General features: G+C 63.5%; 21 protein-coding genes. 13 read left to right on the top strand and 8 right to left on the bottom strand.

Annotation, left to right across the window (positions count from 1 at the left end):
- Positions 1–8 precede the first annotated feature (8 nt).
- Entirely contained in the window at positions 9–1211 is a 1203-nt protein-coding gene (kynU, locus tag BRAGE_RS0117800; protein ID WP_027557657.1) for a kynureninase, read from the top strand.
- Between the two features lie 148 nt (positions 1212–1359).
- Here kynU and BRAGE_RS0117795 read toward each other — a convergent pair whose 3' ends face one another.
- Positions 1360–2175, bottom strand: coding sequence for a cobalamin-binding protein (locus BRAGE_RS0117795; protein WP_027557658.1), 816 nt, complete (start codon positions 2173–2175; stop codon positions 1360–1362).
- Between the two features lie 118 nt (positions 2176–2293).
- On the opposite strand from BRAGE_RS0117795, the gene BRAGE_RS0117790 reads away from it, so the two are divergent.
- Complete coding sequence (locus tag BRAGE_RS0117790) at positions 2294–2692, top strand: PaaI family thioesterase (protein ID WP_027557659.1); 399 nt, start codon at positions 2294–2296, stop codon at positions 2690–2692.
- 152 nt (positions 2693–2844) lie between these two features.
- Positions 2845–3456: a GNAT family N-acetyltransferase gene (locus tag BRAGE_RS0117785; protein WP_027557660.1), complete on the top strand. Its 612-nt coding sequence runs from the start codon at positions 2845–2847 to the stop codon at positions 3454–3456.
- A 77-nt stretch (positions 3457–3533) separates the two neighbouring features.
- Here BRAGE_RS0117785 and BRAGE_RS0117780 read toward each other — a convergent pair whose 3' ends face one another.
- Together BRAGE_RS0117780 and BRAGE_RS0117775 are read right to left on the bottom strand one after the other, a co-directional pair.
- Positions 3534–3839 (bottom strand): hypothetical protein, encoded by a 306-nt coding sequence (locus BRAGE_RS0117780; RefSeq protein WP_015686575.1) that lies wholly within the window; start codon positions 3837–3839, stop codon positions 3534–3536.
- A 95-nt stretch (positions 3840–3934) separates the two neighbouring features.
- Positions 3935–4621: a DUF2161 domain-containing phosphodiesterase gene (locus tag BRAGE_RS0117775; protein ID WP_027557661.1), complete on the bottom strand. Its 687-nt coding sequence runs from the start codon at positions 4619–4621 to the stop codon at positions 3935–3937.
- Positions 4622–4747: 126 nt separating this feature from the next.
- Here BRAGE_RS0117775 and BRAGE_RS0117770 point away from each other — a divergent pair, with 126 nt between their 5' ends.
- Positions 4748–5095: a GrlR family regulatory protein gene (locus tag BRAGE_RS0117770; RefSeq protein ID WP_027557662.1), complete on the top strand. Its 348-nt coding sequence runs from the start codon at positions 4748–4750 to the stop codon at positions 5093–5095.
- Here the strand turns inward: BRAGE_RS0117770 and BRAGE_RS0117765 are convergent.
- Positions 5092–5772: an SDR family oxidoreductase gene (locus tag BRAGE_RS0117765; RefSeq protein WP_027557663.1), complete on the bottom strand. Its 681-nt coding sequence runs from the start codon at positions 5770–5772 to the stop codon at positions 5092–5094. The two genes, BRAGE_RS0117770 and BRAGE_RS0117765, sit on opposite strands and share 4 nt — an antisense overlap.
- Before the next feature lie 119 nt (positions 5773–5891).
- Between BRAGE_RS0117765 and BRAGE_RS48815 the strand changes: the two genes are divergently transcribed.
- Positions 5892–6683 (top strand): SGNH/GDSL hydrolase family protein, encoded by a 792-nt coding sequence (locus BRAGE_RS48815; protein ID WP_051377923.1) that lies wholly within the window; start codon positions 5892–5894, stop codon positions 6681–6683.
- Here the strand turns inward: BRAGE_RS48815 and BRAGE_RS0117755 are convergent.
- A complete protein-coding gene (locus tag BRAGE_RS0117755; RefSeq protein ID WP_027557664.1) occupies positions 6628–7386 on the bottom strand; it encodes a tyrosine-protein phosphatase in 759 nt (252 codons plus the stop codon). The genes BRAGE_RS48815 and BRAGE_RS0117755 overlap by 56 nt on opposite strands.
- Positions 7387–7456: 70 nt before the next feature.
- On the opposite strand from BRAGE_RS0117755, the gene BRAGE_RS0117750 reads away from it, so the two are divergent.
- The gene (locus BRAGE_RS0117750) at positions 7457–7783 is read left to right on the top strand and encodes an MliC family protein (protein WP_027557665.1); all 327 of its coding nucleotides are present in this window, start codon (positions 7457–7459) and stop codon (positions 7781–7783) included.
- Between the two features lie 111 nt (positions 7784–7894).
- On the opposite strand, the gene BRAGE_RS0117745 is transcribed toward BRAGE_RS0117750, so the two are convergent.
- Positions 7895–8098 carry a DUF2735 domain-containing protein gene (locus BRAGE_RS0117745; protein ID WP_027557666.1) on the bottom strand — a complete coding sequence of 68 codons (204 nt, stop codon included), beginning with the start codon at positions 8096–8098 and terminating at the stop codon, positions 7895–7897.
- 536 nt (positions 8099–8634) lie between these two features.
- On the opposite strand from BRAGE_RS0117745, the gene BRAGE_RS0117740 reads away from it, so the two are divergent.
- The 4 genes from BRAGE_RS0117740 (at position 8635) to BRAGE_RS0117725 (ending at position 12126) form a co-directional block, all read left to right on the top strand.
- A complete protein-coding gene (locus BRAGE_RS0117740) occupies positions 8635–9669 on the top strand; it encodes a glutamine synthetase beta-grasp domain-containing protein (RefSeq protein WP_027557667.1) in 1035 nt (344 codons plus the stop codon).
- Between the two features lie 199 nt (positions 9670–9868).
- Complete coding sequence (locus BRAGE_RS0117735; protein ID WP_027557668.1) at positions 9869–10570, top strand: GrlR family regulatory protein; 702 nt, start codon at positions 9869–9871, stop codon at positions 10568–10570.
- 21 nt (positions 10571–10591) lie between these two features.
- On the top strand, positions 10592–11275 hold the full coding sequence (locus BRAGE_RS0117730) for a substrate-binding domain-containing protein (RefSeq protein WP_027557669.1): 684 nt from the start codon (positions 10592–10594) through the stop codon (positions 11273–11275).
- A gap of 32 nt (positions 11276–11307) precedes the next feature.
- Complete coding sequence (locus BRAGE_RS0117725; RefSeq protein ID WP_027557670.1) at positions 11308–12126, top strand: tetratricopeptide repeat protein; 819 nt, start codon at positions 11308–11310, stop codon at positions 12124–12126.
- 1 nt (position 12127) lies between these two features.
- Here the strand turns inward: BRAGE_RS0117725 and BRAGE_RS0117720 are convergent, their stop codons facing one another.
- Positions 12128–12586, bottom strand: a complete 459-nt coding sequence (locus tag BRAGE_RS0117720) for a hypothetical protein (RefSeq protein ID WP_027557671.1) — start codon at positions 12584–12586, stop codon at positions 12128–12130.
- Between the two features lie 105 nt (positions 12587–12691).
- Here BRAGE_RS0117720 and BRAGE_RS54625 point away from each other — a divergent pair, with 105 nt between their 5' ends.
- Together BRAGE_RS54625 and BRAGE_RS0117710 are read left to right on the top strand one after the other, a co-directional pair.
- Entirely contained in the window at positions 12692–12841 is a 150-nt protein-coding gene (locus BRAGE_RS54625) for a hypothetical protein (RefSeq protein ID WP_007609497.1), read from the top strand.
- A gap of 244 nt (positions 12842–13085) precedes the next feature.
- Positions 13086–13790, top strand: coding sequence for a GrlR family regulatory protein (locus BRAGE_RS0117710; RefSeq protein WP_027557672.1), 705 nt, complete (start codon positions 13086–13088; stop codon positions 13788–13790).
- Between the two features lie 94 nt (positions 13791–13884).
- On the opposite strand, the gene nhaA is transcribed toward BRAGE_RS0117710, so the two are convergent.
- Positions 13885–15117 (bottom strand): Na+/H+ antiporter NhaA, encoded by a 1233-nt coding sequence (nhaA, locus tag BRAGE_RS0117705; protein ID WP_027557673.1) that lies wholly within the window; start codon positions 15115–15117, stop codon positions 13885–13887.
- Between the two features lie 293 nt (positions 15118–15410).
- Between nhaA and BRAGE_RS0117700 the strand changes: the two genes are divergently transcribed.
- Positions 15411–16733: an adenylate/guanylate cyclase domain-containing protein gene (locus tag BRAGE_RS0117700; protein ID WP_028146315.1), complete on the top strand. Its 1323-nt coding sequence runs from the start codon at positions 15411–15413 to the stop codon at positions 16731–16733.
- Positions 16734–17151: the final 418 nt, after the last annotated feature.

The following is a 17151-nucleotide window of genomic DNA, read 5'->3' as shown; positions in this document are numbered from 1 at the left end:
AGATGTCCATGACCAAGCTTCGCGTCTACGACGACACCAGGGCGCTGTTTCATCTGCCCGACGGCGTGATCTATCTCGACGGCAACTCGCTCGGGGCGCTGCCGCTGGGCGTCGCCGAGCGCGTCAATCGTGTTATCACGGACGAGTGGGGCCATGAGCTGATCCGCGCCTGGAACACGGCCGGCTGGTATGCCCAGCCGCGCCATGTTGGCGATCGCATCGCGCGGCTGATCGGCGCGGAAGCCGGCTCGGTGATGGTCGGCGACACGCTGTCGCTGAAGGTCTATCAGGCGCTCGCCGCCGCGCTCGATATGAACGCGTCGCGCAAAATCGTCCTGTCGGACACCGGCAATTTCCCGACCGATCTCTACATGGCCGAGGGCCTGATCGCGACGTTCGGGCGCGGCCATCAATTGCGCCTGGTGGCGCCGGAGCAGATCGAGGCCGCGCTGTCGGAGGACATCGCGGTGCTCTACATCACCGAGGTCGACTACCGCACCGGCCGCCGCCACGACATGGCCACGCTCACCGCAAAGGCGCATGCGCTTGGGATCGTCACGGTGTGGGATCTCGCGCATTCGGCCGGCGCGCTGCCCGTTGACCTCGCCGGCTGCGGCGCCGACTTTGCGGCTGGTTGCACCTACAAATACGTCAACGCCGGCCCCGGCGCGCCGGCCTTCCTCTACGTCGCGCCGCGCCATGCCGATGATGCACGCGCTGCGCTGTCGGGCTGGATGGGGCACGCAAAACCCTTTGCATTCGAGCTTGGCTATGCGGCTGCCGGCGGCGTCGAGCGCATGCGCGTCGGCACGCCGCCGGTGCTGGCGATGGCGGCGCTGGAGGCTTCGCTCGATATCTGGGATCGGGTTGATATTGACGAGGTCCGCGCGCGTTCGCTGGCGCTCGGTGATTTGCTCATCGCCGAGGTCGAACGCCGTTGTCCGTCTCTGAAGCTGGTGACGCCGCGTGCGCATGCGCGCCGCGGCTCGCAGGTCTCGTTCGCCTTCGACGGCGGCTACGCCGCCATGCAGGCCCTGATTGCCCGCGGTGTGATCGGAGACTTCCGCGCGCCTGACATCATGAGGTTCGGCATCACGCCGCTGTATATTGGAGAAGATGAAATCATCCGCGCAGCCGAGATCATCGAGGAGGTGATCGCAGGCGAGGTGTGGCGGCGGCCGGAGTATCAGGTCGTCAATGCGGTGACGTGAAAGGATCTATCACCGTCACTCTGAGGTGCGAGCTGGGCGGCGCCGACGCGCCGCTGGGCGAGCCTCGAAGGGCGACGGCCGAGCTGCATCGGGGCCGTGCATCCTTCGAGGCTCCCTGCACGGTGCTGCGCACCGCGCAGCTCGCACCTCAGGATGACGGCGACAGAGAGGCGGTGCTTGCGCGTTCACCCCACAGCGCTTTCACGATCGCATCCAGCCCGTCCGTTAGAGCCGCCGGCCCCGGCTGCAAAATGATCGTCGACTTGATCTCGACGATGCGATCATGCCGCACCGCCGGAATGTCACTCCACCCCTCACGCGCGCGGATACGGCCAGGGACAACCTTCTTGCCGCACCAGGAAGCAAGGATCACGTCGGGCGCGGCCTCGCGCACAGCCTCGGCCGTCACGATCCGATCCTTCGCGGCCTGCCGATGCCGCAGCTCCGGAAACACGTCCACGCCTCCGGCGATCTCGATCAGCTCGGAGACCCAGCCGATGCCCGAGATCAGCGGATCGTCCCACTCCTCGAAATAGACTTTTGGCCGGGACGAAGGGCGGGGCGTTGCGGCGATCGCGGCGAGGCGTTGCTCAAAACCTTGCGCGAGGTCCTCTGCGCGCCCATTCGCGCCAACCAGCGCGCCGAGCGTGCGGATCATCGCGAGAATTCCGGCGATGTCGCGCTGGTTGAAGACGTGGACATCGATGCCGGCGCGCACAAGGTCGGCGACGATACTGGCCTGGAGGTCGGAGAAGGCCAGCACGAGGTCCGGTTCCAGTGCGAGGACCTTTGGAATGTCCGCGGAGACGAAGGCCGACACCCGCGGCTTCTCCCGCCGCACCTGCGGCGGTCGGACGGCGTAGCCGGAGACGCCGACGATGCGGTCCTGCTCGCCGAGCAGGTACAGCGTTTCGACCGTCTCTTCGGTCAGGCAGACGACGCGGCGGGGCGGGAAGTGGCGCATGGGAGGAGCATATGCGCAAATGCGGGCTCTGATGTCACGGCGGCCATTACCTCGGACGTCATTGCTTTGCCGCGCGAAGCCATTCACCCTGAGACAACAAGAAATTGGGAGGACTTTGATGACGCCGCTCGAGAAACTTAAAGCGATGAAGATGCCGTTCGCCGAGCTCAAGGGCGTCGAGTTCGTCGAGGCCGATAGGGATCGCGTGGTGGCGCGGATGACGGTCCGCCCCGATCTCTGCACGCTTCACCACACCATCCACGGCGGTGCGGTGATGGCGCTGGCTGATTCCGTCGGCGCGGCTGCGACCGTGATCAACCTGCCCGAGGACGCCAAGGGTACGACCACGCTGGAGAGCAAGACCAACTTCATCGGCGGCGCCAAGGAGGGAACCACTGTTATCGCCACCGCGAGCCCGGTGCACCGGGGCCGGCGGACCCAGGTCTGGACCACCCGGCTGGAGACCGAGGACGGCAAACTGGTCGCGATCGTGACCCAGACCCAGCTGGTCCTGTAAGATTACGGGGCCTTGATTTTGTTAACGAATTAGTCGCTTCCGATGCCTCTAAGTTGGGCAGGTTCCCGTCTTGAAAAATTTGTTGCGACGCACAATATTGGAGGCCTAGGGATTCGAACGCCTCCTCGAGGGACACCAAGAGGAGTTTTGACGTGGTACTTGAAGACACCGCCCGCACGAGGTCCGTTCCGGGCTATGTGCGGACCCTGAGCCAGCAGGAAGAATTGCCGCTTCTGCGCGATCACCTGCTCAGGCTCGATGCCGCAAGCCGTCACGACCGCTTCAACGGTTTTCTCGACGACAGTTTCATCGAGCGTTACGCCGCCCGCTGCGCCGAGGACGGCACCGTGATCGTCGCCTACATCGTCGATGGCGTGGTGCGCGGCGCGGCCGAGCTGCATCCGCCGGAAGGTGATTCGCTGCCCGAAGTGGCCTTCAGCGTGGAAGCATCAGTGCGCCGCCAGAACGTCGGCACCATCCTGTTCAGCCGCCTGATCGCCGAAGCGCGCTGGAAGGGCTTCAAGCGCCTGCGCATCACCACCGGCGCCGAGAATCACGCGATGCGGGCGCTCGCCAGGAAGTTCGGCGCGCATCTGCAATTCCGCCATGGCGAATCGACCGGGACGATCGATCTCACCAAGACGACCGAAGACGAGCTCGCCGATCTCGCCGCCGCGCCGTTCAAGGCCGGTCGCGCGCTTCTCAGCTTCAACTCGACCTGCTGGAAGATCATCTCCAGCATGTACGGCAGTCGCGCCGCCTAGCTCGAAGAGCGGACGAATCAAAAAGCGGACCGGCAAAACCGGTCCGCTTTCGTATTTTGGGGTCGTGAAATGAGCGCTCAGGTGCCGGTGCGCTTGTCGTTGCCGAAGCGGCGAACGACGCGGCGTTCGACCACGACGGAGCGCTGCGCACCCTGTTCGCCGGCGATCACGCGCGTGGCGGTAATGCGGCTGTTGGTGCGGGCCTGCTTCTTCACCTCGGCCTGAACGACGTCGAGCGGCATGCCCATCAGCGCTGCGGCGATCTCGGCCTGCTGCTCCTGGTCGTCGGTGATGCCGACGGCGGCGAAGATCGCCTCGTCCAGGGTGGGCGGATCGTGGCGCACGCGCCGCGTGCCATATTTGGTATTCCAGTCTGCGCTCATAACGGCCTCATTTCGATGCCGGGATACCTAGTGCTACCGATGTTGCATTGCAATATGGAATCGGTGTGGCATCACAGCTATGCGCCGGTCGGGTGTCAGGGCGGTGACGCGACACCGGCGTCGACCCCAACACGCTGCTGTGGCCAGCGTTTCAGGGCTGCGTGCCCGGCCTCGGTCAGCCCGTAGATTCCCCGGTCGGCCCGTTCGAACCAGCCATACACATTGTTAAGCAAGATCTTGCCGGCATCGGGACAGCGCTCGCGCAATTCGCGCACGCGCCGCGGACCGTCGGCGAGCGCCGATGCGCAGGCGAGCGCCTGCTGGCGATACGCCGTCATGATCGGCGCGCGCGTGCTGCCGCCGAGCACGGGATCGCCCTGGCGGCGCTGATGCTCGGCGACGAGACGTGAGCGCACCTTCGGTTCGCGGCGCGGCGCCGCGGTCGGCGGCTTCACCAGCACTTCGACCTGGCCGCGATCGGTCACCCCGAGCATGCCGAAGCCGAGCCGGCGGCAGAGATTGCGATAGCGCGCATCGCTCTCGCGCCCCTTGCCGCGGATCGACATCTTGGCGGCGATCCAGACCTCATCGGCTGCCGATGCACGATCGACCGCCTGCAGGATCAGCTCGAGATTGAACGCGAGCTTGAGCTCGCCGATCACGACGACCGGCGGATCGCCGGCGCTGAGGCCGACGAGATCGCAGCCACCGATCTCGCCCTTCACGGTGAAGCCGAGCTCTTCGAGGAAGCGTTTGACGGGAAGATAGAGCGCGGTTTCCACGGGACGTCCGATCGGAGAATCAGTTGCGTGCAGTCTAGCCCGGATCAGACTCACCCTCCGCGTCATTTGATCGGGAACAGAAGGTGCGATTATGCTGCGGACGGGGACAGGTGGGCGGCTTGCGACATGACGATCAGGAACGGGCTCTATCACATCCGGATCAAGTTCCTGGATAGCATCGAGGGCGGCAATCAGGGCGTCATGGTGCTGCGCGACGGCACCATGCGCGGCGGCGATTCATTCTTCTTTGCGTATGGCAGCTACGCCTCGGCCAACGGCAAATGGAAGGGCGAGCTGACCAACGAGGAGCACTCGCCCTCGTTCGACGAGCGCCCGGTATGGGGCCGCAAGGTGGTGACCATCGGCTTCAGCGGCACCTATACCGACGAGACCGCCTATGGCGAGGGCATCGCGCTCGCCGGCAAGCAGAGCATCCGCTTCAAGGGTGATCTGCGGCTGCTGGTGCCGGACTAGACGCGCCCGCCGACCGGGATCAGCGCCCCCGTAACGCCGCTCGCGGCGTCGCTGGCGAGGAATAGGATCACCTCGGCGAGTTCTTGCGGCGTCACCCATTTCGAGAAGTCCGCCTTGGGCATGTCGGCGCGGTTCGCTTTGGTGTCGATGATCGAGGGCAGCACCGCGTTCACGGTGACCTTGCCTTTCCACTCGTTCGCCAGCGCCTCGGTCAGACGATGCACGCCGGCCTTCGACGCGGCGTAGGGGCCCATGCCGGAGCCGGCCTGGAGCGCGCCCATCGCGCCGATGTTGACGATGCGGCCGGCCTTCGAGGCGGCGAGATGCGGCAGCGCAGCGTGGGAGGCGTTGAGCGCCGTCAGCACGTTGAGCGCATGCATGCGCTGCCAGGTCTTGATGTCGCCGTCGCCGACCGTCTCGAAGGCGAAGCCGCCGGCGATGTTGATCAGCGCGTCGAGCCGACCGAAATGCTTCGCAGCGGCCTCGATCGCCGTCTTCGCCTGCGCAGCGTCGGACAGATCGATGCCGCCGATCTCGATGCGCTCAGGCGTTGCCGAAAATTGCGAGGGCGCATAGTCGATGCTGGCAATGCGCGCGCCGCGCGACTGCGCGGTCTCGGCGACCACCTTGCCGAGTGCGCCGAGCGCACCGGTCACGACAATGACTTTTCCCTGCACGAAACACTCCGTTCGTTCACTTCGGGCCGACTATTGCTCCGCTTGAATTGGACTTGCAATGGCGGCGGCTTCCAAACTGGGCTATAAATGCAACTTTAGATCGTAGAGGAGGTTGTTCCATGCCTGACAATTTTCCTGCCCTCGAATTTCCCGCTTCGATCGTTGATCTCAAACATCCGCTGGACAATTTCCGAGCTGCGTTGGCCGGAACCGGGCCCGTACGCATCGTGGCGATGGGATCGTCTTCGACGGCCGGACTCGACAATGTCATTGCCTATCCCGCACGGCTCGAACTGTATTTGAGAAGACATTTCAAGGACCACGATCAGCGTCCGAACATCCGGATCGACGTATTCAACCGGGGCAAGGGCGGCGAAGAAGCGAACCTGGAAGTGCCTCGGTTCAACGACGACATCTTTGCTGACAATCCATCGCTTGTGCTTTGGCAGGTTGGAACCAACGCCGTCTTTCGCAAGGAACAGTTCAACTTCGATGAGGTGGTCGGCAAGATCGCAGAGGGATTGAAACTCCTGCACGACCATCCGACCATCGATGTCGTGCTGATCGATCCGCAATACACGACGGCCATGCTGTTCGACGACAACGCCGAGCTGGCCGAAAAGATGGTTTCAGCGATCCGAACCGCTGCGCAAGACGCCAAGGTCAACCTGTTCCAGCGGTGGGCGCTGATGCGGCACTGGCACGTCTCCAACAAGGCGTCGTTCGAGCAGCTCGTTGCCCCGGACGATGATCTGCAGCTGCACCAGAGCGACTGGAGCACAATGCACATCGCCCGTGCCCTTCGTTCGGCGATCCTCAAAGCCACCGGAGCCACGAAAAAATGCGGGTGCTTGATTACGACTGCAGATAACGCGCCCGCAGCGCCTCCTGCTCCGGTGGGCCAATCCTGAGCCCATCGCGCAAATAGGTTTCGAGGTCGCCATATTCCTTGCCGACGGCTTCGAAAGCCGCGGCAAGATATGACGCCTCGACGCTGCCGATGGCATTGCGCACATCCTCGGGCAGGTCGATGGCGGCCAGCGCATCGCGCTTGTAGTGTTGGTTGGTCAGCAAATAGTCCTCGGCAATGACGTCGTCGGGCACGCCCAGCGTTTGCAGGATCAGCGCGCTGGCAAAGCCGGTGCGATCCTTGCCGGCGGTACAATGGATCACGAGCGGCGCACGGTCTTCCAGCAGATGGCCGAACAGCGTGCGGAAGCTGTGTGTGTTGTGGCGGACATAGTTGCGGTAGGAGTCGCGCATGATCTCGCTCGCGACCGGCGCGGTCAGTCTGCCCGCGACGAGCTCGGCGCGTAGCGCAGCGACCACCGTCGGCTCGATCGGCAGCGAATGCACGGTGATCTCCTCCACCACACAGATGTCGGCCGCGCGCTCCTCGACGCCGCGAAAGTCGAACGCGCTGCGCACGCCCAGTGCGCGGATGATCTCGACGTCGGCGGCCGTGAGCTGGCCGAGATGGTTGGAGCGGAAGATGTGCCGCCAGCGCGTGGTGCGGCCGTCGGTGGTCGGATAGCCGCCGAGATCGCGAAAATTGCTGGCGCCTTGCAAGGCGAGGTGACGGGCAGGGGAGTGCTTTAAGGAAGAGTCTTGCATCGGATCAGCTTGGGTTATGGTTCCACTGGACGCACGGCTGGCGTCCTTCAAGTCTATCACGGGGGCGATCATGGACCGGCACAAGGCCATTGTTTTGGCGATCACCATGTTGGCGGGCGGAGTTTCCGGCGCGCGGCAGGCCGACGCGCAGACGTTCCGGACCTACCGCTGCGCCGATGGTACGCAATTCATCGTGGGGTTTTATGACTACGACAAGCGCGCCTTCCTCCAGATCGACGGCGAACCGGTCACGCTGGCGAAGCGGCTCACGCTGTCTGGCGCGCGCTATTCGGGGGCAGGGGTGACGCTGAAGATTGGCAAGACCGGAGCGACCACGGTCAAGCACCTCAAGCGGCCAGTCACGGCGTGCGCGGTAATCGAAAGACCTCAGCTCTAGACGGGAGGCCACCCGGAATCAAAAAGGGTCGAAACACCGTTGTTTCGACCCTTTTTCAAACTGCCGCCGGTCGCTCGAGAGAGCGCGGCGGTATCAACCCTGCCACAGGCATTAGCGGTCCCATTTTGGCTTGGCTTCGTCGACCGCGTCCTGGTGATACCAGCTGTCGCTGCAGATCGAGACGTTCGCGGGAAGCGAAGCCTGATCGGCGGGAAGGCGGGTCTCGCCATAGCGGCGTCCGGCGAGAGCTGCACGGCCCCCGACGGGAAATTGATAGATCTTTGCAGATCCCTGACTCAGACCATTGTTCATCATTGCGATTTCTCCTTGGTCAAAGCGCCTTGGCCTCCATGGTGCGCCCGACTCGTTCGATTGTGGTTACTGGAATCCCCATATCGGCCGCGCTTCCCGAATTGGAAAGTGCCCAAGAGGAAATCAGTTGCAGCCTAATTTGTGGGCAAGCGACCCTCTGCACCCCCTAAGGCACCGTCGGGATGATCAACGCCTGTGCCATTCCAAAGGTTGCTAGGCAGGGGCCCATCGCTTTACGAAAATTGCCGGACGTTGATGCGCGTTTGATCGGCAACCTCCGGCGACGGTCGGCATGCTTCAGAATCGGGCGTTTTCCGCGGGATTTTTGCAGTGCAGCTTCACGCGAAGGTGCGCGCCTATGACGCACGTCGCTGTGGACAGTCCGCCCCCAGCGGGCCGAGGCCGACGGTGGTGGAAAACCTCCCGGGCTGCGGCCATTTGGCACGCAACGTGCTTATAAGGCGGCGGCCGATGATGGCCGGGTACAAACGTGCGGGGGCTCTCAACCCCACCTTTCGCATCATCTACAGAGAGGCTCAATGACCAAGTATAAGCTCGAGTACATCTGGCTCGACGGATATACGCCGACTCCGAACTTGCGCGGCAAAACCCAGATCAAGGAATTTGCGTCGTTCCCGACGCTCGAGCAGCTTCCGCTCTGGGGCTTCGATGGCTCCTCCACCCAGCAGGCCGAAGGCCACAGCTCCGATTGCGTGCTGAAGCCGGTCGCCGTCTTCCCGGACGGCGCGCGCACCAACGGCGTGCTGGTGATGTGCGAAGTCATGATGCCCGACGGCAAGACCCCGCATGCGTCCAACAAGCGCGCCACCATCCTCGATGACGCCGGCGCCTGGTTCGGCTTCGAGCAGGAGTACTTCTTCTACAAGGACGGCCGTCCGCTCGGCTTCCCGACCGCCGGCTATCCGGCGCCGCAGGGCCCGTACTACACCGGCGTCGGCTTCTCGAACGTCGGCGACGTCGCCCGCAAGATCGTCGAGGAGCATCTCGACCTCTGCCTGGCTGCCGGCATCAACCATGAAGGCATCAACGCGGAAGTCGCGAAGGGCCAGTGGGAATTCCAGATCTTCGGCAAGGGCTCCAAGACCGCTGCCGACCAGATGTGGATGGCCCGCTACCTGATGCTGCGTCTCACGGAGAAGTACGGCATCGACATCGAGTTCCACTGCAAGCCGCTCGGCGACACCGACTGGAACGGCTCGGGCATGCACGCCAACTTCTCGACTGCCTATATGCGCGAAGTCGGCGGCAAGGAGTATTTCGAGGCGCTGATGGGCGCGTTCGAGAAGAACCTGATGGACCACATCGCCGTCTACGGCCCGGACAACGACAAGCGTCTGACCGGCAAGCACGAGACCGCGCCCTGGAACAAGTTCAGCTACGGCGTGGCCGACCGCGGTGCTTCGATCCGCGTTCCGCACTCCTTCGTCAACAACGGCTACAAGGGCTATCTGGAAGACCGCCGTCCGAACTCGCAAGGCGACCCCTACCAGATCGCTTCGCAGATCCTGAAGACGATCTCGTCCGTGCCGACCGACAAGAAGGCCGTGGCCTAACATCCTCCCGGTCCGGGCTGGGGGGCTGGCCCGGGTTGGTCTTCAATCCGCCGGAGCAGACAAGCTCCGGCGGATTTTTCATTTTGATGACGTCCATCATTTGCGGTCTGCCGGTCATGCCGGCTTGAAATCTGTCCACCGCCGCCGAAACCGGGATAGAGTGCCAGCGGGATGCGCGCGAGGGCCGGGGACACGGCTGGTGTTTGAAGGCTTCTACAAGGTGCGGTTTCAACTCGGCGACGCGGTCGGCCGGAGCGTGATGCATGCCGGCCACGGCAAGATGCTCGGCGGCAACTCGGCCTTCGCCCATATCGGCACCTACAAGAAGACTGACGACGGCGTCGACGTCGTGATCAAGACCGTCCGTCACAACCCCGACCCGAACTACCGCGCCATGGCGGGCACCGACGATGCGACCTTGCTCGCCAAGGGCTGGGCCGAGGGCAATCTCTATCGCTTCAAGGGCGAATTGAAGGAGCTGCCGGGCGTGCCATTCCAGTCGGTGATGACGCCGATCACCGAAGACGAGGTCCCCATCGCCGGCGGTGTCCGCGAGGGCGGCATCGTCGACGGGCTCTATTCGGTGCATCTGCGCATGCTCGACGGCGTCGACGGCGGCCTCACCGGCGTGATGCTGCTCAAGGGGGGCCGCATCCTCGGCGGAGATGCCGCGTTCTACTATCTCGGCAGCTACACCGCCGCGAACGGCCGCTGGAAGGGACAGATCCTAAACCAGGAGCACACGCCCGCGAAGGACGATCCGATCTTCGGCGGCCACGAGGTCGGCATCGGCTTCTCCGGCCGCTATGACGGCGAAGAGGCGGTGCTGGAGGCGACCGCCCTTGCCGGCAAGCGCAGCCTGCGCCTCACTGCCGCGCTCAAGCTGATGCACCGCGCCTGATCGCACCCTTAGGAATTGCCCATGGAAACAATTCGCATGCTCTCGACGCTCGGCCTGATGGGCGCGATGCGCAGCCTGTCCTCCGCCTTCGAGGCCGCCAGCGGCAGCCATGTCGATGCGGACTTCGCGCCGACGCTTGCGCTGCTCAAGCGTCTGCGCGACGGCGAGGCCGCCGATCTCGTGATCCTCACGCGCGAAGGCCTCGACGAGATGATCGGCGAGGGCCGCGTGATCGCTGGCAGCGCAGCCGATCTGGCGCGCTCCTTCGTCGGCATCTCAGTGCGGGCAGGGCAGGCCCATCCCGACATCGCAACTGAAGCCGCGCTACGCACGACGCTGCTCGCGGCGCGGTCCGTCGCCTATTCGCGGCTGGGCGCGAGCGGCGTCTACTTCGCCCAGCTGATCGTGCGGATGGGGATCGCGGAGAAGATCAACGCCAGGGCCACCATCGTCGAGCAGGGGTTTACGGCGGAGCGGCTCGTCAGCGGCGAGGCTGATCTTGCCGTGCAGCAGATCAGCGAGCTGAAGCAAGTTGATGGCATCGAGGTGGTCGGCGCGGTCCCGCATGAGCTGCAAACGCCGGCCGTGTTCTCCGCCGGCCGCATCGCCAGCGCGCAGCATGCGGAGGGCGCGGATCGTCTGCTCCGCTACCTGTCATCGCCGGAGGTCGTGCCCGTGTTGCGCCAATCGGGACTCGAGCCTTGAATTTGCCGGGGCGGGGACGCAACGTGGCGTTCATGCGAACCTATTTCCTTGCCATCCTCTTGACGCTCGCGGCGCCGCTGGCGGCGCATGCGCAATCGGCTGATCTCGTCCTGTGCGACAGGGTCGCCGCCGATCCCAGCGATCCCGACAAGCCGGCCGATGTGAAAGGCGTGACTGATATCGCGCCCTCTGACATCGCGACCGCGATCAGGTTTTGCAAGCAGGCCGCGTCATCCTCGCGGCGGGCGATGTTCGCGCTCGGCCGCGCCTATGCGGCCAACCGCCAGACGAACGAGGCGATCGCTGCCTGGCGCAAGGCGGCTGAGAAGGGATCGAGCGCGGCGATGGTCGAACTCGGCGTGGCGTATGGCACCGGCGCTGGTGTCGCCAAGGATGAAGCACAGGCGCGAAAACTGTTCGAGAAGGCGGCGCAATCAGGCAATCCCCGCGGCGTCAGCAATCTCGCCGCGCTCGGCGGCTCAACCGGCACGCCGGCCGATCCCGCGCAAGCGCGCGCGCTGCTCGGCAAGGCCGCCGAGACCAATGCGGAGGCGCAGTACCAGCTCGGCCTGATGCTGGCGAGCGGCAATGGCGGCGAGAAGGACGACGTCGCGGCGCGCGCGCTGTTCGAGAAGGCGGCGGCGCAAAACCATCCCGGCGCGCTGGAGCGGATGGGCGCCTTCGCGCAGGAAGGCCGCGGCGGTCCCAAGGACAAGGACGCTGCAAAAGCCTATTACGAGCGCGCCGCAGCTCTCGGCGACGAGGACGCCAAGAAGGCGCTGGAGCGGCTGCGCTGTCCCTATGCGATCAAGAACAAGCAGGGCCAGCTCGTCACGACCCTGTGCTTCTAGCTCACTTGTAGTAGTAGGCGACGTTGTTGCGGGCGTCGCGATAAGTCGTATCGAGAAAGTCCGGATATCGAGCGGCCGCGCGCGCGACCGCGCGCACGACGCATTCCCAGAAATCACCGTTCCAGTTGAAGTGCTCGAAGGTGGCATCTTCGAACTTGACGGCGGTGATGATGGCCCGCCGGATCGCATCGTCATCGGCGCGCGGATGGGCGCGCTTGAGATAGCCGAACATCGGCCCTTCATGGGCGTGGTCGCGGTCGTAGCGGTATTTCTCGGACATCTGCTGCGGCGTGAGGGTGCGATTGATGCGGACCTCTTCGGCGGTCGGGCGCCCCTCGATCGAATTGAGCCGATAGCGCCAGCGCCACAGTTCGAAGGCGGCATCGAGCAGCGGCTGCTTCGCCGCGCTGGCGATGAATTCTCCGATCTGCTGTTCGGCTGATGGCTCTGTCTGGGTCATGCCTCTTTGTCGCGCGCCGGCGCCAACGGGTTCGACCGAGCTTCGAGCGCAAGGAACCAGCGCCGGTGCGGGCCGTTGACATCGCAACGAGCGGGAGGTGCAGCCATGATCCGCAAACTCGCATCCGGCGAATATCGCCTCTATTCACGCAAGGTGAATCCCAAGACCGGCAAGCGCCGCAACCTCGGCACGTTCAAGAGCCGCGCGGCGGCCGAGAAGCACGAGCGCGAGGTGCAATACTTCAAGCGTCATTGAAGCGCGACCCGCCGCGCGAACAAGAAAATCGAAACAACCCCATGCACAGTAGCCAGGCGGTTGAAATCGCCTGATACGGATTTACCGAATTAAAACTTGACCCGTCGGGCAAAACAGGGGCATGATGGCACCATGCCTGAGTGGGTTCCGCGAGCCGCCCTGCGCGGAAAAGCCGGATGGCCTTGGTCGGGCGCCGGTGCTAGGTAGCCCACGATTCTTTTTTTGATTTTGCGGGTCGATGACATTGCTGGACGGGCTCTACAAGGTTGAATACGGCGTTGGCGGCGCCTTCGGCCGCAGCATCATGTGCATGCACAAGGGCAAGCTGCTTGGCGGCAATTCCGCCTTCGCCCATCTCGGTTCCTATGAGGTCAGGGACGGCGTGATCGAAGGCGAGGTCATCACCGAGCGCCACAACGACGATCCCAATTACAAGCCGTTGATGGGCACCGACATCGCTGCGATCAAGGTTCGCGGCCGGACCGAAGGATCGACGATCCTGTTCGAGGGCAGGGCGGAGCCGATGCCGGGCAACGTGTTCTGGGCCAATCTCGCGCCGCTCGACGACGAGGCTCTGCCGCCGCGCGGCACGGTCGGTCCCGACGGCATCGTCAACGGGCTCTACGCCATCCACATCCGCGCGCTCGACGGCGTCGATGCCGGGCTCTCCGGCGTGATGCTGCTGATGGACGGCCGCATCCTCGGGGGCGATGCGTTCTTCTACTATCTCGGCTCCTATTCCTCGGCGGACGGCCGCTGGAAAGGCGAGATGCTGAACCAGGAGCACACGCCGGCGAAAGACGACAATCCCGTGTTTGGCGGTCTCGAGGTCGGGATCGGCTTCTCCGGGACCTGCACCGCCGACAGCGGCGAGCTCGAAGGCATTGCGCTCGCCGGCAAGCGCAGCCTGCGCCTTGCGGCGTCGCTCAAGCTGATGCGACGGGCGTAAGCTACGGGTGGTTTCGTCGCGTCCGCTGTGCTGTCACAAGGCGACGTTGAAGTCGTGCATCTGGATGTCGGTCTCGGGCCACAACCGGACCCCTTCATCGTTCACCCTTTTGTTGCCGATGAGCGTATTCCGCCCCCCATCCAAGGCCCAAGGTAACAGAGATAAGCGAGCCGAACAGCACGCCAAACTTCGACGCATCCAATAACTTTTCGTCCGTGAACGCGAGCATGGCGATGAAGATTGACATGGTGAAGCCGATGCCGGCTAGGAGCCCGATGAGGCAGACGCCCGACCATGAGACATCAGGCGCAAGGCGGCACCAACCGATGCGCACCGCAAGCCATGTCGTACCGATCACGCCGATCGGCTTGCCCGCGCACAACGCAAGCGCAACGCCTAGCGTCACGAGCTGAGGGCCACCTGACAGCTCCATGCCCTTGAAGCTGACCCCCGCATTCGCCAGCGCGAAGATCGGCATGATGACGTAGGCCACCCACGGATGCAGCGCCGTCTCCACGCGGATAACGGGCGGCAGGATCTCGGGACGGAGCGACCACACCGGCGTGATCAGGCCAAGTACGACCCCTGCCAACGTCGGATGAACCCCGGTCATCAGAAACCCCGCCCAGACGATAAACGCCGGCACGACATAGACATAGGCAGAGCCAATCCCGAGGCGCTGAAAGACGAGCGCCATGACAACGCCGAGCGCCGCGACCGCGAGGCCGCTGGGATCGATTCCGCTGGTGTAGAACAGCGCGATAATGAGCACCGCGATGATGTCGTCGATGATCGCAAGCGCCAGCAAAAAGACTCTGACGTTGCCTGGAATCGATTTTCCGAGCAACGCCAGCACGCCCACAGCGAACGCGATATCGGTGGCGGTGGGTATCGCCCAGCCGTGGCCGCGCCCCGGAACGGCGTTGAAGCTCAGATAGATCAGCGCTGGAACGACGACCCCGCCGAATGCCGCCAGCACCGGCAAGATGGCTTGGTCGAACCGGCTCAGCGTGCCCTCGTGGATCTCGCGGCGAATCTCCATGCCGACGACGAGGAAGAACACCGTCATCAGCGCGTCGTTGACCCAGAAATGCAGCGGCTCTTCGAAGGCAAATGCGCCGAAGCGAAGTGGAATCGGCAAGTTCCAGAGATCATGATACGAATGAGCAAATGGCGAATTGGCCCACAGCAATGCAGCCGCCGCGGCCGCGAGCAGCACAATCCCGCTGATCGCCTCGACATGTAGGAAGTGCTGGAGTGTCGCGAGCGCTCGCTCAGCGAGAGATTGGGACCCTGAAGGGTTTCTGCCGGGCCGCTGATCTGTCATGGGCACACGCATCCTGCGTGGCGGCCCGACCATCGCTTAACCTGTCACTGCTTCATGCAGTAAGCACCCGTCGTCCTTCTACACAACAGAGCCGAGAACGCAACTGCGATGGTAATGGTTCAAAAGCCAACGTGGCGCACCATGCCGCGATTGGTCCGCTAAGGGCCAAAATCCGACGTGGAACGAGCCGTCGGAATGTCCCGCTCTTGATCGAGAAATGAGGGCGCCGACTAGCGACGTGTGCTAAATAGTGAAAGCTTCAATTCCGATCGCATCAGCCAGAGTGGTTAGTGATGCTTCCCGAAACCCGATACGCCAGAAGCGGCGAGGTCCATATCGCGTATCAGGTCATTGGGAACGGTCCACTCGATCTTGTCTGGGTACCGGGATTTATCTCGCATGTCGATCATGTTTGGGATGAACCTCGCTGGGCCGGCTTCATGGAACGGCTCGCCTCCTTCGCTCGCTTGATCTGCTTTGATAAGCGCGGAACCGGGTTATCAGATCGGGTTACGGCAATTCCTACGCTTGAGGAGCGAATGGATGACGCGCGTGCGGTGATGGACGCGGTCGGTTCGAAACGCGCAGCATTCCTCGGCATTTCCGAGGGCGGTCCGATGTCACTGCTGTTCGCTGCCACATATCCTGACCGCACCCTTGCTCTGATGCTCTATGGCTCTTATGGGCTATTTTCGACGGCCGTGATGTCGCCGGATAAACTTGCCAGTTTCTTGGAAGAGGTTGAACAGTCATGGGGGAGCGGAGCGCTTGTTCCCGGGTTTGCACCGAGCCTTGCCCAAGACAGGGCGTTTCGCAACTGGTGGGCGCGCTTCGAGCGCCTCGGCGCCAGCCCGTCGGACGTGAAGACACTCATGCGGATGAACAGCGAAATTGATATCCGCGGCGTCTTACCCGTCATTCACGTACCCACGTTGATAATGCACAGAACAGATGACCCGCGGGTGGATGTCGAGGCGAGCCGTTATCTGGCCACACACATTGCCGGTGCGCGCTACGTCGAGTTGTCGGGAAGTGATCACCTGTTCTGCGCAGGAGACTCACAACGCATTCTCGACGAGATAGAAGAGTTCTTGACCGGGTCGCGCTCTCATTCCGAAATGGAACGTTGTTTAGCGACTGTATTGATCACCGATATTGTTGGTTCGACAGAGCGCGTGTGTTCCCTTGGCGACCGCGAATGGCGCCACCTTTTGGTCAGGCACGACTCGAGCGTGCGTCGCGAGATCGCTCGATTTCGTGGCAAGGAAATCAGGACGACCGGCGATGGGTTTGTTGCAACGTTCGACGGTCCCGCCCGTGCAGTACGTTGCGCCGCGGCTGTCCGTCAAACCGTGCGCGACCTGGGCCTGGAAGTTCGGGCCGGTCTGCACACCGGAGAGATAGAGATTTTGCCGAATGATATTGGCGGGATTGCCGTACACGTCGCAGCTCGCGTTGCTCAACTGGCTGCCCCGGGGGAGATCCTAGCGTCGAGTGTGCTCAGGGATCTGGTTGCGGGTTCTGGTCTCTCCTTCGAGGATCGTGGCGTTTATGCGCTCAAGGGACTGGCCGAAGGGGTGCGGATCTTCGCTGCGCGGTGTACTTCAATCGTGTAGGCGGCGAACGTGATGTCCGCTCGGGGGCAATCGCTGACAGTCGGCGGGCTTTCCTAAAAGGTCGGCTGAGGGCCAGAAGGCGAAGTCCCAGTGCCTCTCGGAATACCCTCCGCAAACAAGGTCAGCCCAGTGTCGCTTCGATGGACCGACGCGACGTTGGCGCATGGCTTTTGAGTTTGCATCAAGCTGCACAGCCTCGGTCAAAAGCTGACTGCTGGCGAGCTTCGCTGCAACGTCAGCAACGGGCCAGAAGCGGGCGTGATTGCCTGTGAATAATCTAAGAGTCCGGGCCGTGGAGCGGCACTGGTCGAGGTGTTGGGTCGGTCCGGCCGCCGGAGCCGAACAACCACCCAGTCTCGTAGCGGAGCGCGAACTTACCCGGCGCCGGAAACTAGATTGCCGACACAGCATCTCGACG

The sequence above is a fragment of the Bradyrhizobium genosp. SA-4 str. CB756 genome (genome assembly GCF_000473125.1).
GTDB classification, from domain to species: Bacteria; Pseudomonadota; Alphaproteobacteria; order Rhizobiales; family Xanthobacteraceae; genus Bradyrhizobium; species Bradyrhizobium arachidis.
This window is presented reverse-complemented; position numbering and strand designations above follow the sequence as displayed.